The following is a 16,585-nucleotide window of genomic DNA, read 5'->3' as shown; positions in this document are numbered from 1 at the left end:
TTTTTAATTGAAATGTTTTGAATTGAAGTGAGCGGTCGAAAATCAGAGCAATCTTGTCGAGAAATTGATTAGAATTATTAGGTATTTATGTAAATAGAAAACGATATTAAAAAAGGGTAATGGATGATTTAATATATAATAAAATAGAACTTTTGTGTAGTGAGGGTGATGAATATATGGATTGTTGTTTTTTTGATAAAGCTCTTATGAAATTTCAAGAAGCTTTAGAATTAGTGCCAGAGCCTAAAAATGATTGGGAAGCAAGTGCATGGATACTATGTGCTATAGGTGATGTTTACTTTTTTAAAAGTGATTATAAACAATCTTTAAATTATTTCTTTGAAGCATTGAATGCTCCAGGTGGAATTGATAATCCATTTATACAATTACGTCTGGGTCAACTTTTTTTTGAATTAGGAAATAAAAAAAAGGCGAAGGAATATTTGATTGGAGCATATATGTTGGAGGGAGAAGAAATATTTGAGGATAAAGAAAAATATTATGAATTAATAAAAAATGATATATGGCAAAATTAGATGAAGCGATTCAATCAGAAATTGACGCATTGGATGATGAAAGTAACATCACTTATGATAACGGAGATTATAATGCAACTATTGAAATATTAAAAAAAATGTGAGAAAAATTGCCAAATCCAAAGGTTGTTTATGATGATAGTTATCACATTGCGAGATTTATAGCGTTAATATCTTTAGAGCTAAAAAATTTCGAGCAAGCAAAAAAATGGGCAGAAATAACTAAATCATGTGACCCGGAAAGACAAGACATAGGCGAAAAGGAGTTTTTAATTGGTATAGTGGCTTATGAAAGTGGTGATATGCTTGAAGCAAAAAGATTTTTAGAGATTGCTAATAACAAGTCTGGAGGAAGATGTTTTAGTAGTGATGATAAAAAATACAAACAACTAATTAAATAGATCTGGTCGCTCGGATATGTTCATCGTTGATAGCGACTATTTGCAATCCGTGCGTAAAAAGAGAATCAAAAAAGCGACTTCAATAACGGAGTAGCTTTGTTTGTTTTGTAACTGTAATTTATGAATTGATTTTGCTAGTTATAATTTTTTAGTATTCGTATTAAAATTGTTATAAAAAAATATCGAGCTAAAATCAATAAGATTTTAGCTCGATATTTTGATAATAGATGTAGTGTTAAAATTTATTTTTTGGCTTTATTAAAAAAGCATTAGTGTAGGTTTTCTTGATTTCGACTAATTTTTTTTCAGCGTCGATGCGATTTCTGAAATTCCCCATCCATACCTTGTAATTAGGAGTGTTAAACACGATTGTTCCGTCTAGGTCGGTAAAAAGTTGTTTGCATTCGTTTAGAGTGTTTTTTGCCTTATCACTTACACCACTGAAAATTTGAATTTTATATGTCTCATTTACAGTTAGTGAGCTATTGATTTTTCTTTTTTCGTTTAATAACTGTTCAAATTTTGGGTTTTGCTGTAGGTTAATTTTGGTTTCCTGAGCTGATATTTTTAGACCTAAAATACTTAGATAAGCAATATGGAAAAAAGGGCTTTGAATTGTTAAAATTCTCATAACGTGAAGATTTTTAAGTAAAATTACTAATTATATACTTAATGTGAAATAAAAAACTTATTTAGAATTAATATAAATTGTTATTTGAGTTGTATTAGGGTTTTGAGAATAGTTCTTAAGTCGTATTTTTGTGGCTGTTTAAAATAAAGGAACGTTTTTTATGTGAATTTGTTGCATAAAAAATTTGCCAATTTTTAGTAGAAAATCATTATACTTTATGAAAAAGGTGGGTAACCATAATTCGAACTCAAGGAAACTGTTTTTAAGTTTGGCTTTAATGCTGGCTGTTTCCTTCTCTTCATTTGCGCAAGATGCTGCTCCTGCAGCTGCAACCGAAGCTGCTCCTGCAGCTGCCACAACTGGAGGTGATCCGGTAAAAGGTAAGGCGCTTTTTAATACTAATTGTGCTGCGTGTCACAAGTTGGACGCAAAGTCAACAGGTCCTGCTCTTAGAGGAGTTGCTGATAAGCATGATAAAGAGTGGATCTACAAGTGGGTTCATAATAGTTCTGACATGATTAAGTCAGGAGATGCTGCCGCAGTGAAATTATTTAATGAAAACAATAAGGCAGTAATGACTTCGTTTCCTCAGTTGTCAAACGAGGATATCGATAATATTTTAGCTTACACATCTGAACCTAAAGCTGAGCCGGCTGCTGCTGGTGCTAATGGTGCTGCAACTCCTCCAGGTACTGTAGCTGAGAGTGGGAATTCTAATAATATGATATTAGGTGTTCTGTCTTTAGTGCTAGTTGTTTTGGTTGTGATGTTGTTCATGGTTAACAATGTACTTAGAAAAGTAGCTAAAGCAAATGGTATTGAGGTTGCTGCTGCTAAAGAGCGTACTTCAATCTGGAAAGCATTTGTTAAGAATCAATTCCTTGTTTTAGTTTCTTGTATTCTTTTACTATTAGCTAGTGGTTACTTTGTTTATGGGTATTTAATGCAGGTAGGTGTTGATCAGGATTATCAACCTATTCAGCCTATTCATTATTCTCATAAAATCCACGCTGGTGATAATGAGATTAACTGTAAATACTGTCACTCTGCTGCTAGAGTTAGCAAAAATGCAGGAATTCCTTCTTTGAATGTTTGTATGAACTGTCATAAAAACATTTCTGAAGTTGCTGAAACAACAGCTACTCCTGAATACAGTAAAGCTTTCTATGATGCTCAAATTCAAAAATTATACGACGCTGTAGGTTGGGATAAGACAACTCAGTCTTATACTGGAAAAACACAACCAGTTAAATGGGTTCGTATTCATAATTTACCTGATTTTGTTTACTTCAACCACTCTCAACACGTAACAGTTGGTGGCATTGAGTGTCAAACTTGTCACGGTCCTGTTGAAACTTATGAGATTCAAAAACAATTTGCTCCATTAACTATGGGTTGGTGTGTGGATTGTCACAGAAAAACTGAAGTTAAAATGGAAGGAAACGGCTATTATACTAAGATACATGAAGAACTTTCTAAGAAATACGGTGTGGATAAATTGACTGAAGCACAAATGGGAGGTTTAGAGTGTGGTAAATGCCACTATTAATCGAATTATTAAGATTTTAATATATATATACAATGTCATCAAACAAAAAATACTGGAAAAGTGTTGAGGAACTAGAAAATGGTTCTATTGTTGAGGCGCTTAGAAATAACGAGTTTGTTGAAGAGATTCCTACGGATGAGTTTTTAGGGAATGCTGATGCGATGTCATCTTCTTCAACTTCAAGACGTGATTTTCTAAAGTACGTTGGGTTTAGTACTGCAGCAGCTACACTTGCCGCATGTGAAGGCCCTGTGCACAAGTCGATACCTTATGTATTACAACCAGAGCAAATCATCCCTGGAGTAGCTGATTATTATGCAACTTCTGTTTTTGATGGTTTTGATTTCGCAAATCTACTTGTTAAAACACGTGAAGGGCGTCCTATTAAAATAGATAATAATACTATTGCGGGAGCTAAATTTGCTGCAAATGCAAGAATTCACGCCTCAATATTGTCATTGTATGATAATATGCGTTTGAAAGCACCAAAAGAAGGTGGTAAAGATTCTTCTTGGTCAGTGGTAAATTCTAAAATTAAATCAAGTGTTACTGAGGCGAAAGCTAAAGGAGGGCAAGTGGTTTTATTAACGAATACCTTAGCGAGTCCTTCGACAGAGAAATTAATTGCTGACTTTATTGCTGCTAATCCAAATGCTAAGCATGTTGTTTATGATGCAGTTTCATCATCGGCAGCTTTAGATGCTTTTGAAACAGTTTATGGAGAAAGAGCTTTAGTTGATTATGATTTTTCAAAAGCTTCTTTAATTGTTTCTGTTGGAGCTGATTTCTTAGGAGATTGGCAAGGTGGAGGATTTGATGCCGGATATGCACAAGGAAGAATTCCTAAGAATGGAAAAATGTCTCGTCATTTCCAATTAGAGTCTAACATGACTTTATCTGGTGCTGCTGCTGATAAGCGTCTACCGATGACGGTTGCTAATCAAAAACAAGCATTAGTTCAAATATATAATGTAGTTACGGGTGCTTCTGTAGCTGTTAATTTGGATGCTAAATTAAAAGCTGAAGTTACTAAAGCGGCTCAACAATTAAAAGCTGCAGGTTCTAAAGGAGTTTTAGTTTCAGGTATTCAGGATAAAAATGCACAATTATTAGTTTTAGCTATTAACCAAGTGTTAGCTAGTGAAGCTTTTACTACTGTTGGAACAAGACAAATCAGAAAAGGTTCTGATGAAAAAGTAGCTCAATTAGTTGCTGATATGAAAGCAGGAAGCGTTCATACTTTAATCATGAGCGGTGTAAACCCAGTTTATACTTTAGCGGATTCTGCTTCATTTGTTGAAGGTCTTAAAAAAGTAAAAACATCAGTTGCTTTGTCTCTAAAAGAAGATGAAACTGCTTCTATTGCTACAATTGCTGCTCCAGTTCCTCATTATTTAGAGGCTTGGGGAGATTTAGTTCTTACTAAAGGAACTTATAGTTTGACTCAGCCTACAATTCGTCCATTATTTGATACAAAACAATTTCAGGATGTTTTAATGGCTCTTAATGGTCTTACTGGGACTTATTACGATTATTTAAAAGCATATTCTTCTAACTTCATTGTTGGTTCTACTTGGAATAAAGTTTTACACGATGGTGTATTTGTTGGGACTCCTCAAACAACTTCAGGAGGTACTGCTGATTATGCTTCTGCTGCTGCTGCATTAGCTGCATCTAAAGCCGCTAATGGATTAGAGTTAGTGTTGTATACTAAGACAGGTATGGGTGATGGACAACAAGCTAATAACCCTTGGTTGCAAGAGTTTCCGGATCCTATAACAAGAGTTTCTTGGGATAACTATGTTACAGTTTCTAATGCTGATGCTACTAAATTAGGATTGTCTAATGAAATTGTTGCAAATGGAGGTTTGAATGGTAGTTATGCAACTATTACTACTGCTTTAGGTGCTAAATTAGAAAATGTTCCTGTGATTGTTCAACCAGGACAGGCTGTTGGTACAGTAGGTTTGGCTTTAGGTTATGGTCGTAAAGCTGCTTTAAAAGAAGAAATGCAGGTAGGTGTTAATGCTTACACTTTATATAAAGATTTTGATGAAGTTCAGTCAATTGAATTAGTTCAAGCTGATGGTGAGCATGAATTTGCTTGTGTTCAAGGTCAAAAAACATTAATGGGTAGAGGAGATATCATTAAAGAAACTACTTTAGAGATCTTCAATACTAAAGATGCTGCAGTTTGGAACCAAACTCCAAAAGTATCTTTAAATCATAAAGAAGTTGAGTCTACAACTGTAGATTTATGGGAATCTTTTGATCGTTCAGTTGGTCACCATTTTAATCTTTCTATTGATTTAAATGCTTGTACAGGATGTGGTGCTTGTGTTATCGCTTGTCACGCTGAAAACAATGTACCAGTTGTAGGTAAGTCTGAGGTTAGAAGAAGCCGTGATATGCACTGGTTGCGTATTGACAGATATTATTCATCTGAAGAAACTTTCGAAGGAGATAATGAAAGAAAAGAAGGTATTGCTGGATTGTCAAGTTCACTTTCTACTTTCAATGAAATGGAGAAAGCGTCAGATAACCCACAAGTATCTTTCCAACCTGTAATGTGTCAACACTGTAATCACGCACCTTGTGAAACTGTTTGTCCTGTTGCTGCTACTTCTCACGGTCGTGAAGGTCAAAATCACATGGCTTATAACAGATGTGTTGGTACTCGTTACTGTGCTAATAACTGTCCTTATAAAGTACGTCGTTTTAACTGGTTCTTATATAACAAAAATAGCGAGTTCGATTATCATATGAATGATGATTTAGGACGTATGGTATTGAATCCAGATGTTAACGTTCGTTCTCGTGGAGTTATGGAGAAATGTTCTATGTGTATCCAAATGACTCAAGCAACTAAGTTGAAAGCTAAGAAAGAAGGGCGTCCAGTTGCTGATGGTGAATTCCAAACAGCTTGTTCTAATGCTTGTTCTTCTGGGGCTATGATCTTTGGAGATGTTAATGATAAAGAAAGTCAAGTTGCTAAATTAGCTGCTGATGAAAGATCTTATCACTTATTAGAGCACATCGGAACTAAACCAAATGTGGTTTATCATGTAAAAGTTAGAAACGCTTAAGAAATAAATTAAAAATCAATATAAAGGAATATGTCTCATATATACGACTCTAATATTAGAAAGCCTTTAGTTATAGGTGATAAAACTTATCATGATGTAACAGTAGATGTGGCGGCGCCTGTCGAAGGTTTGGCTAATAAACATTGGTGGATTGTATTTTCAATCGCTTTAACAGCCTTCCTTTGGGGGATAGGATGTATAGTTTATACGATATCTACAGGTATTGGAACATGGGGATTAAATAAAACAGTTGGTTGGGCATGGGATATCACTAACTTCGTTTGGTGGGTAGGTATTGGACACGCTGGTACTCTTATCTCTGCAGTATTATTGTTATTCCGTCAAAGATGGAGAATGGCAATTAACCGTTCGGCTGAGGCGATGACAATCTTCTCTGTTGTTCAAGCTGGTTTGTTTCCAATTATTCACATGGGACGTCCGTGGTTAGCTTACTGGGTATTACCAATTCCAAACCAATTTGGATCTCTTTGGGTAAACTTTAACTCACCGTTACTTTGGGACGTATTTGCAATCTCTACTTATTTATCGGTATCATTAGTTTTCTGGTGGACTGGTTTATTACCTGACTTTGCAATGTTAAGAGATAGAGCAATTACACCATTCAATAAAAGAGTTTATTCTATCTTAAGTTTTGGATGGAGCGGTAGAGTAAAAGATTGGCAACGTTTTGAAGAAGTATCTTTAGTTCTTGCTGGTTTAGCAACTCCACTTGTACTTTCTGTACACACTATCGTATCGATGGACTTTGCTACTTCTGTTATTCCAGGATGGCATACAACAATTTTCCCTCCATACTTCGTTGCTGGAGCGGTATTCTCAGGATTTGCGATGGTAAATACTTTGCTTATTATCATGAGAAAAGTTTCTAATCTTGAAGCTTATATTACTTTACAACATATCGAATTGATGAACTTGATCATTATGATTACGGGTTCTATCGTAGGTGTGGCTTATATTACTGAGTTATTCATTGCTTGGTATTCAGGTGTAGAGTACGAACAATATGCTTTCTTAAACAGAGCAACAGGACCTTACTGGTGGGCTTACTGGTCGATGATGACTTGTAACGTGTTTTCTCCACAGTTCATGTGGTTCAAGAAATTAAGAACTAGCATCATGTTCTCGTTTATTATTTCTATTGTAGTAAATATCGGGATGTGGTTTGAGCGTTTTGTAATCATTGTAACTTCTTTGCATAGAGATTACTTACCATCTTCTTGGACAATGTTCTCCCCAACATTTGTTGATATTGGAATTTTCATTGGAACAATTGGTTTCTTCTTTGTATTGTTTTTATTATACTCTAGAACTTTCCCTGTAATTGCACAGGCAGAGGTTAAAACAATTTTGAAAGCAACCGGAGATAATTATATTAGAGAAAGAGAAGCACATAAAGATTCACACCATGAGTAATAAAGTAATTTACGCCATTTATAATGACGATGATATATTGATGGATGCTGTAAAGAAAACAAGAGCAGCTCACCATCATATTGAAGATGTTTTTTCTCCATTCCCAGTTCATGGTTTGGATAAGGCTATGGGAATAGCCCCTACAAGATTAGCTATTTGTGCATTCTTATACGGATGTGTTGGTATCACTGTTGCTACTTCTATGATGAGTTTTATCATGATTCATGATTGGCCACAAGATATCGGAGGTAAGCCAAGTTTTAGTTATATTCAAAATATGCCGTCTTTCGTGCCGATTATGTTTGAAATGACTGTGTTTTTTGCAGCACACTTAATGGTTATTACTTTTTATATGAGAAGTAGATTATGGCCTTTTAAAGAAGCTGAAAACCCTGATGTAAGAACTACTGATGATCATTTCTTAATGGAAGTTGCTGTTAAAGATAATGAGGAAGAATTGGTTTCTTTTTTCAAAAATACAGGTGCTGTAGAAGTTAAAGTAATAGAAAAGAATTAATTTAGATATGAAAAGGGTATATAAAATAACACTATTGTTAGGCATAACTGCTTTAGTAGCTTCATGTCATAATGATAAAGAGCCGAATTATCAGTATTTTCCAAATATGTATGAGTCAGTAGGCTATGAAACTTATTCAGAGTCTAAAGTTTTTCCTGGTGGAAAAGAAGGTTTACTTCCTGCTGAAGGAAGTATTAACAGAGGATTTGAACCTTATGAATATCCTAATACAACAGAAGGATATGAATTAGCAAAAGCTAATTTAAAATCTCCTTTAGATTCATTAGATAGAAATTCTGATAAAGGAAAAGAACTTTTCGAAATCTATTGTATCAGTTGTCATGGAGCAACTGGTAATGGTAAAGGAAAATTAGTTGAAAGAGAAAAATTCCTAGGAGTTCCTAGTTATAAAGATAGAGAGATTACTGAAGGAAGTATTTTTCACGTTGAGACGTATGGTTTAAATGCGATGGGTTCTCATGCGAATCAATTAAGTGTTCATGAGCGTTGGTTAGTTGCTGACTACGTTCTAAAACTTAGAAGCCAATTATAATTGTTGAACAAACTGATCGTAATAGATATGTATACATTTTCAAGTAAATTAAAAACTTTTTCTTTAATCTTAATGGCCGTTGGTATATTAGGAATAGGTTATGGTTTTTTAAACGCGCCAAAAGATATTCACGAAGTTGAGAATATTCTTTCTGCATCATCTCACGGTGGTCATGGTGAAGCTAATCATGAAGAAGCCGCAGCTTCTCACGATGCTCACGCAACAACAGCTCATGAGGCTAAAAGTGAAGTAAAAGAACATGCAGAACACGAAGAGCATTTAACACATGTTTTCCACCAATTGCAAAATAAACCTTGGTCAGCTTTATATGTTGCTTGTATTTTCTTCATGTTGTTGACAATGGGAACTTTAGTTTTCTATGCTATTCAACAAGTTGCAGTAGCAGGATGGTCTCCTGTATTATTTAGAGTTATGCAAGGTATCACAGCTTACTTACCTGTAGGTTCTGCTATTTTCTTTGTGATTTTAGTACTATGTGGTCTTCATTTTAATCATTTATTTGCATGGATGAATGAAGGTGTTACTGATCCATCAAGTGCTAATTATGATGAATTAATTGCTGGTAAAGCTGGTTATTTAAATTTCGGTTTCTGGATCGTAAGAGCTGCAGTTTTTATCATTGGATGGAATTTATACCGTCACTTTTCTAGAAAAAATTGTTTAGCTCAAGATGAGTCTAATGATAATACAAACTATAAAAAGAACTTTAAGTTATCAGCTGGTTTCTTGGTTTTCTTTATTGTTTCTGAGTCAATCATGTCTTGGGACTGGATTATGTCAGTTGATCCACACTGGTTTTCTACATTATTTGGATGGTATGTATTTGCTAGTTTCTTTGTAAGTGGAATTACAATGATTGCTATGGTTACTGTTTATTTAAAATCTAAAGGTTACTTAGAGTATGTTAATACAAGTCATATTCATGACTTAGCTAAATTTATGTTTGGTATCAGTGTATTCTGGACTTATTTGTGGTTCTCACAATTCATGTTAATCTGGTATGCAGATATTCCAGAAGAGATTACTTATTTCGTAACTAGAATTAATGATTACAATTTACCATTCTTTGGAGCAGTTGTTATGAACTTTGTGTTCCCATTATTAATTCTAATCAATACAGATTTCAAAAGAATCACTTGGGTTATTGTAATGGCAGGTATTGTTATCTTAGCAGGTCACTATATTGATTTCTTTAATATGATTATGCCAGGTACAGTTGGTGACCAATGGTTTATTGGTGTTCCAGAAATCTCATCGGTTCTTTTCTTCCTTGGGTTGTTTATTTTTACTGTATTCTCAGCATTAACTAAAGCACCATTATTAGCAAAAAGAAATCCTTATATCGAAGAAAGTAAACATTTTCATTATTAATTTTTAAAGAGATAAACAGATGACAAGTTTGTTGGTAATTATAGTTTTAGTTTTATTAGCTATTGCTTTATGGCAATTGACTAAAATATTCGACCTAACACAAGTTGGTGTTAATTCAGATAGCTCTCAAGTAGCTAATGATAAAGACAACAATTTACAAGGGTACTTAATGTTCGGTTTTTTAGCTTTCCTATACATTTTTACAATTTATGGTTTGTTAAAATGGGGTAATTTACCTCTTCATAATCCAGCTTCTGCTCACGGTGGACAAGTAGATAATTTGATGAATATTACTTGGGTTTTGATTTTTACAGTTCAAGCTATTACACAAGTTTTATTATATTATTTTGCTTTTAAATATAAAGGTAAAAAAGGACAAAAAGCTTTGTATTTTGCAGATAATAATAAATTAGAAGCTATCTGGAGTATTATTCCAGCTGTAGTTTTAGCAGGTTTAATTCTTTATGGTTTGTATGCTTGGACTAATATCATGTTTATTGATGAAGAGGAAGATACAGTTGTTGTAGAGTTATACGCTCAACAATTTAAATGGACTGCGAGAATCGCTGGTGATGATAATGTTTTAGGAAAAGCTAACGTAAGATATATTGAAGGAGTAAATACTTTGGGTGTTGATTTGTCTGATCCTAATGCTCAGGATGATATCGTTGTAACTGAATTACACATTCCAAAAGGAAAGAAAATTCACTTCAAGTTCCGTTCTCAGGATGTTTTACACTCTGCTTATTTTCCTCACTTTAGAGCACAAATGAACTGTGTTCCAGGTATGGTAACTGAGTTTGCTTTTACTCCAATTTATACTACGGCAGAATACAGAGAGATGCCTGATATGATTGAAAAAGTAGCACATATAAATGAATTAAGAGCTAAGAAAAGTCTTGAGTTAGTTGCAAAAGGTCAACCAGGTTTAGATCCATATACTTTTGACTATTTATTGCTTTGTAATAAAATTTGTGGAGCTTCTCACTATAACATGCAAATGAAAGTTGTTGTTGATACCCCTGAAGATTATAAAAAATGGTTAGCGCAACAAAAAACATTAGTTCAGGAAGTAAAAGCTTCATTAGAACAACCTGCAGAAGGTGAAGCAGCGGCACCAGGAGAAGCTAAAGAAAATGATACTGTAGCAGCAGTTGCTCCAGTTGCTATGAAATAATTATTAAGAAAATTTAAAGTATAATATATGTCAGCAGAAGGTCACGATCACGCTCACGATCACGAACACGAACATCACCATAAAGAGACATTCATCACTAAATACATATTTAGTATTGATCATAAAATGATTGCTAAGCAATACCTTATTACAGGTATTATTATGGGGATTATTGGTATTGTAATGTCTTTGCTTTTCAGAATGCAGTTAGCATGGCCGGAAGAGTCTTTTAAAATTTTCAATGTTTTATTAGGTGATAAATTTGCACCAGAAGGTGTAATGGCTAATGATGTTTATCTTGCATTAGTGACAATACACGGTACTATCATGGTATTCTTTGTATTGACAGCAGGTTTGAGTGGAACTTTTAGTAACTTACTTATTCCTCTTCAAATTGGTGCAAGAGATATGGCTTCAGGATTTATGAATATGATTTCCTACTGGTTGTTTTTCTTGTCAGCAGTAGTAATGATTGCTTCTTTATTCGTTGAGTCAGGTCCTGCTTCAGCTGGATGGACAATTTATCCTCCTTTAAGTGCTTTACCACAAGCAATCCCAGGTTCTGGAACAGGTATGACTCTTTGGTTAGTTTCTATGGCGATATTTATTGCATCTTCTTTAATGGGATCTTTAAATTATATTGTTACAGTAATCAACTTAAGAACTAAAGGGATGTCTATGACTAGACTTCCACTTACTATTTGGACATTTTTTGTAACTGCTATTATCGGGGTACTTTCTTTCCCTGTTCTTTTATCTGCAGCTTTACTATTAATCTTCGATAGAAGTTTCGGAACTTCATTCTTCTTGTCAGATATTTATATTGCTGGTGAAGTTTTACATTACCAAGGTGGTTCTCCAGTATTATTTGAACACTTATTTTGGTTTTTAGGACACCCAGAGGTATATATCGTAATTTTACCTGCAATGGGTCTTGTGTCTGAAATTATGGCTACAAACTCACGTAAACCAATTTTTGGTTACCGTGCAATGATTATGTCGGTTCTTGCAATTGCTTTCCTTTCAACAATCGTTTGGGGTCACCACATGTTTATCTCAGGTATGAATCCTTTCTTAGGATCTGTATTTACATTTACAACTCTTTTAATTGCAATTCCATCTGCTGTAAAAGCTTTTAACTGGATTACAACTTTATGGAAAGGTAATTTACAAATGAATCCTGCAATGTTATTCTCTATTGGAATGGTTTCAACTTTCATTACTGGAGGTTTAACAGGAATCATTTTAGGAGATAGTACTTTAGATATTAATGTTCACGATACTTATTTTGTAGTTGCTCACTTCCACTTAGTAATGGGTATCTCTGCACTTTACGGAATGTTTGCTGGTATTTACCACTGGTTCCCTAAAATGTATGGAAAAATGATGAACAAGAATTTAGGTTATGTTCACTTCTGGATTACTGCAGTTTGTGCTTATGGAGTTTTCTTCCCAATGCACTTTATTGGATTGGCAGGTTTACCAAGACGTTATTATACTAATACTAACTTCCCATTGTTTGATGATTTACAAAATGTAAATGTTTTAATTACAACATTTGCTTTAGTAGGAGGAGCTTTCCAATTAGTATTCTTATACAACTTCTTTAGCAGTATTTTCTTTGGTAAGAAAGCGGAGCAAAATCCTTGGAGATCTACTACTTTAGAGTGGACAACTCCAGTAGAACATATCCATGGTAACTGGCCGGGAGAAATTCCTGAAGTTCACAGATGGGCTTACGATTATAGTAACCCTGAGCACGAAGAGGATTTTGTACCTCAAACTGTTCCAATGAAGCCAGGTGAGTCAGTTTTACATCACTAAAAATATTAAAAACCTCTGTTCTGCAGAGGTTTTTTTTATGTGTTAATTTTTGTTGTATTTATTATTTCGTATTCACAATTCGTTTTTTTTATCTTTGTTGAATGAATGAGAATTTAGACCCAACAACAAAGGGATATAATCCGGAAGAGCTTGATCTTGATAAAAGATTAAGACCTCTTAGTTTTGATGATTTTGCAGGTCAGGATCAGGTTTTAGAAAACTTAAAAGTTTTTGTTGCAGCTGCCAATCAACGTAAAGAAGCACTTGATCATGCTTTGTTTCATGGTCCTCCAGGTTTAGGGAAAACGACTTTGGCAAATATATTAGCTAATGAGTTACAGGTAGGAATTAAAATTACTTCCGGACCTGTTTTGGATAAACCAGGAGATTTAGCTGGTTTGTTGACTAATCTTGAAGAAAGAGATGTTTTGTTTATTGATGAAATTCATCGTTTGAGTCCTGTTGTTGAAGAGTATTTGTATTCAGCGATGGAAGATTTCAAGATTGATATCATGATTGAATCTGGGCCTAATGCTAGAACGGTTCAGATTAATTTAAATCCCTTTACTCTTATTGGAGCAACGACTCGTTCCGGACTTTTAACCGCTCCTATGCGAGCTCGTTTTGGAATTTCTTCCCGTTTACAATATTATAGTGTTGAGTTGTTGACTACAATAGTACAAAGAAGTGCTTCTATTTTAAAAATGCCAATTACTATGGAAGCGGCTATAGAAATTGCTGGAAGAAGTCGTGGTACGCCTAGAATTGCTAATGCTTTATTACGCAGAGTTCGTGATTTTGCTCAAATCAAAGGTAATGGTACAATTGATGTTGAGATTTCTAAATATGCTTTAAAAGCATTAAATGTAGATGCCCATGGATTGGACGAAATGGATAATAAAATATTAAATACCATTATTGATAAGTTTAAAGGTGGTCCTGTTGGACTTACTACTTTAGCAACAGCCGTGTCTGAAAGTAGTGAAACTATTGAGGAAGTTTATGAACCTTTTTTGATTCAGGAAGGTTTTATTATGCGTACCCCACGTGGTCGCGAGGTTACAGAGAAAGCCTATAGACATTTAGGGAAAGTTAGAGGTAATATTCAAGGTGGACTTTTCTAATTTAAATCTTTAATTATCGACTTAAGAGAGAAATATTCGCAATTTATTAAATCCGAAGCCAAACGCCTCGGATTTTTATCTTGTGGTATATCCAAAGCTGGTTTTTTGGAAGAAGAAGCTCCTCGATTAGAGAATTGGTTGAATAGAAACCTAAATGGCAAAATGAGTTATATGGAAAATCATTTTGACAAAAGGCTTGATCCAACTTTATTGGTTGAAGATGCTAAAAGCGTTGTTTCGTTGTTGTTGAATTATTATCCAGAAAAAGAACAAAATCTAGATTCGTATAAGATTTCTAAATATGCTTATGGTCAGGATTATCATTTTGTGATTAAAGAGAAATTAAAGGAATTACTGTTTTCGATACAAGAAAATATAGGTCAAGTCATGGGTCGTGTATTTGTCGATTCAGCACCTGTTATGGATAAGGCCTGGGCTGCTAAAAGCGGATTGGGGTGGATAGGAAAGAACAGTAATTTATTGACTCAGAAAGTGGGGTCTTTTTATTTTATTGCTGAATTAATAATTGATCTGGATTTAGAATACGACAGCCGAACAACTGATCATTGCGGAAGTTGTACCGCATGTATTGATGCCTGTCCTACTCAGGCAATTGTTGCTCCATATATAGTTGATGGTAGTAAATGTATTTCTTATTTTACTATTGAATTAAAGGAAAATATACCCTCCGAAATGAAAGGACATTTTGATGATTGGGCTTTTGGTTGTGATACTTGTCAGGATGTTTGTCCGTGGAATCGTTTTTCAAAATCGCATAACGAACCTTTGTTTAACCCTAATCCTGAATTACTTTCATTAAGTAAAAAAGATTGGGAAGAAATGACAGAGGAAACTTTTAGAGTTGTGTTTAAAAATTCGGCAGTAAAAAGAACCAAATTTTCCGGTCTACAACGAAATATCAATTTCCTAAAGAAGTAAAGATTCTAATTTGATTTTTTTTGTTTTTTTTCAAATCATATTTGATGGTTTTTTTATATATTTATATTTCTTTAAATTTTCGATATGACTGTAAATCAAATATTAAGTACTAAAGGAAACGAGGTGTTTTCTGTTGTTTCTACTATTAGCGTTTATGATGCTATTAAGATAATGAGTGAGAAAAATGTTGGAGCAATATTGGTTATTGAAGAAGGCCAACTTAAAGGAATTTTCTCAGAGAGGGATTATGCGCGAAAAATTATTTTGAAAGATAAAGCGTCTAAAACAACCTTAATCCAAGAAATCATGGTGACTAATGTTTTTACGGTTAAGCCTACTGATGATTTAGATAGTTGTATGGAAATGATGATTTCGAGAAGGATTCGACATTTACCAGTTGTAGAAAATGATAAAGTTATTGGATTGATTTCGATAGGAGATGTTGTGAAATGTATCATTGAAAAACAAAAAGAAACTATTCAACAATTAGATTCCTATATAAACGGGACTCATTCTTAAATTAAAGAAAGTTAATTTTATATAGATATATTGTTTAGCCACTCATTTGAGTGGTTTTTTTTTTAGATTTATTTTATTTGTTTTTTTAAAAGAATTAAGAAAATGTTAACTATTTACGTTAAGACTTCTATCTTTGTATATAAGATAAAACTGCTATTCTTTTTTGAGTTAAAATTTTAGAGTAGTTGTCAAATTGTTTCAATGTAAGTTAGATGCCAGTTTGAATAAATTGTTGTTAGTAACAACTTGTTTTGTGTTGGTAAGGAGAGGTTAAAACAATCTTAATTAAACTTTTTCAAAAATAGATATTAGATGATTGCGCATTTACAAGGAAAGTTAGTTGAAAAAACACCCACGCATTTAGTTATTGATTGTGGAGGAGTAGGCTATGAAGTTCATATATCATTACATACCTTTTCATTACTTCCTAATTCAGATTTTATTAAAGTATTCACTTATCTTCAAATCAAAGAAGATGCTCATACCATTTTTGGATTTATTGAAAAATCAGAAAAAGAAATATTTAAATTATTAATATCGGTTTCAGGTATAGGGGCAGGTATCGCAAGGACGATGTTATCTTCATTAGATCCTAAACAAATTATTCAGGCAATAGCTTCGGGAGATGTTACGACAATTCAATCGATTAAAGGAATTGGTGGCAAAACAGCACAGAGAGTCATTTTGGATTTGAAAGAGAAGGTTCTGAAATTGTATGATTTAGACGAAGTTTCTATGGCGCAAAACAATACAAACAGGGATGAAGCGTTATCTGCATTGGAAGTTTTAGGTTTTGTTAGAAAAGCTTCTGAAAAAGTGATAGATAAGATTGTGAAAGAGAATCCAGAGGCCTCAGTTGAATCAATTATTAAACAAGCATTAAAAAGCTTATAAAGTAAAGGT

15 protein-coding genes are annotated in these 16,585 nt (G+C 33.8%); 14 read left to right on the top strand and 1 reads right to left on the bottom strand.

Annotated elements, in window-relative coordinates; genetic code table 11:
* The first annotated feature begins 119 nt into the window (after positions 1–119).
* Together AAEO59_RS00710 and AAEO59_RS00705 are read left to right on the top strand one after the other, a co-directional pair.
* The gene (locus AAEO59_RS00710; RefSeq protein WP_341698845.1) at positions 120–536 is read left to right on the top strand and encodes a tetratricopeptide repeat protein; all 417 of its coding nucleotides are present in this window, start codon (positions 120–122) and stop codon (positions 534–536) included.
* A gap of 110 nt (positions 537–646) precedes the next feature.
* The gene (locus AAEO59_RS00705; RefSeq protein WP_341698844.1) at positions 647–937 is read left to right on the top strand and encodes a hypothetical protein; all 291 of its coding nucleotides are present in this window, start codon (positions 647–649) and stop codon (positions 935–937) included.
* A gap of 235 nt (positions 938–1,172) precedes the next feature.
* On the opposite strand, the gene AAEO59_RS00700 is transcribed toward AAEO59_RS00705, so the two are convergent.
* A complete protein-coding gene (locus AAEO59_RS00700) occupies positions 1,173–1,568 on the bottom strand; it encodes an SPOR domain-containing protein (RefSeq protein WP_341698843.1) in 396 nt (131 codons plus the stop codon).
* A 217-nt stretch (positions 1,569–1,785) separates the two neighbouring features.
* Here AAEO59_RS00700 and AAEO59_RS00695 point away from each other — a divergent pair, with 217 nt between their 5' ends.
* From AAEO59_RS00695 to ruvA, 12 genes are all read left to right on the top strand, one after another.
* Positions 1,786–3,117 (top strand): c-type cytochrome, encoded by a 1,332-nt coding sequence (locus tag AAEO59_RS00695; RefSeq protein ID WP_341698842.1) that lies wholly within the window; start codon positions 1,786–1,788, stop codon positions 3,115–3,117.
* 32 nt (positions 3,118–3,149) lie between these two features.
* Positions 3,150–6,203, top strand: coding sequence for a TAT-variant-translocated molybdopterin oxidoreductase (locus tag AAEO59_RS00690; protein WP_341698841.1), 3,054 nt, complete (start codon positions 3,150–3,152; stop codon positions 6,201–6,203).
* Between the two features lie 30 nt (positions 6,204–6,233).
* Positions 6,234–7,637 (top strand): NrfD/PsrC family molybdoenzyme membrane anchor subunit, encoded by a 1,404-nt coding sequence (nrfD, locus tag AAEO59_RS00685; protein WP_341698840.1) that lies wholly within the window; start codon positions 6,234–6,236, stop codon positions 7,635–7,637.
* Complete coding sequence (locus tag AAEO59_RS00680) at positions 7,630–8,154, top strand: DUF3341 domain-containing protein (RefSeq protein ID WP_341698839.1); 525 nt, start codon at positions 7,630–7,632, stop codon at positions 8,152–8,154. The genes nrfD and AAEO59_RS00680 overlap by 8 nt, the downstream gene beginning before the upstream one ends.
* A gap of 7 nt (positions 8,155–8,161) precedes the next feature.
* Positions 8,162–8,707: a c-type cytochrome gene (locus AAEO59_RS00675; RefSeq protein WP_341698838.1), complete on the top strand. Its 546-nt coding sequence runs from the start codon at positions 8,162–8,164 to the stop codon at positions 8,705–8,707.
* Between the two features lie 27 nt (positions 8,708–8,734).
* Entirely contained in the window at positions 8,735–10,099 is a 1,365-nt protein-coding gene (locus AAEO59_RS00670; RefSeq protein ID WP_341698837.1) for a quinol:cytochrome C oxidoreductase, read from the top strand.
* 19 nt (positions 10,100–10,118) lie between these two features.
* Positions 10,119–11,276 carry a cytochrome c oxidase subunit II gene (locus AAEO59_RS00665; RefSeq protein ID WP_341698836.1) on the top strand — a complete coding sequence of 386 codons (1,158 nt, stop codon included), beginning with the start codon at positions 10,119–10,121 and terminating at the stop codon, positions 11,274–11,276.
* Positions 11,277–11,303: 27 nt separating this feature from the next.
* Entirely contained in the window at positions 11,304–13,100 is a 1,797-nt protein-coding gene (locus tag AAEO59_RS00660) for a cytochrome c oxidase subunit I (protein ID WP_341698835.1), read from the top strand.
* 101 nt (positions 13,101–13,201) lie between these two features.
* The gene (gene ruvB, locus AAEO59_RS00655) at positions 13,202–14,224 is read left to right on the top strand and encodes a Holliday junction branch migration DNA helicase RuvB (protein WP_341698834.1); all 1,023 of its coding nucleotides are present in this window, start codon (positions 13,202–13,204) and stop codon (positions 14,222–14,224) included.
* 12 nt (positions 14,225–14,236) lie between these two features.
* Positions 14,237–15,163, top strand: coding sequence for a tRNA epoxyqueuosine(34) reductase QueG (gene queG, locus AAEO59_RS00650; RefSeq protein WP_341698954.1), 927 nt, complete (start codon positions 14,237–14,239; stop codon positions 15,161–15,163).
* Between the two features lie 84 nt (positions 15,164–15,247).
* A complete protein-coding gene (locus tag AAEO59_RS00645) occupies positions 15,248–15,682 on the top strand; it encodes a CBS domain-containing protein (protein ID WP_341698833.1) in 435 nt (144 codons plus the stop codon).
* Between the two features lie 312 nt (positions 15,683–15,994).
* The gene (gene ruvA, locus AAEO59_RS00640) at positions 15,995–16,576 is read left to right on the top strand and encodes a Holliday junction branch migration protein RuvA (protein WP_341698832.1); all 582 of its coding nucleotides are present in this window, start codon (positions 15,995–15,997) and stop codon (positions 16,574–16,576) included.
* Positions 16,577–16,585 lie beyond the last annotated feature (9 nt).

The organism is Flavobacterium flavipallidum, from assembly GCF_038289905.1.
GTDB classification, from domain to species: Bacteria; Bacteroidota; Bacteroidia; order Flavobacteriales; family Flavobacteriaceae; genus Flavobacterium; species Flavobacterium flavipallidum.
The sequence above is the reverse complement of the archived record's forward strand: the minus strand, read 5'-3'. Positions and strand labels throughout refer to the sequence as shown.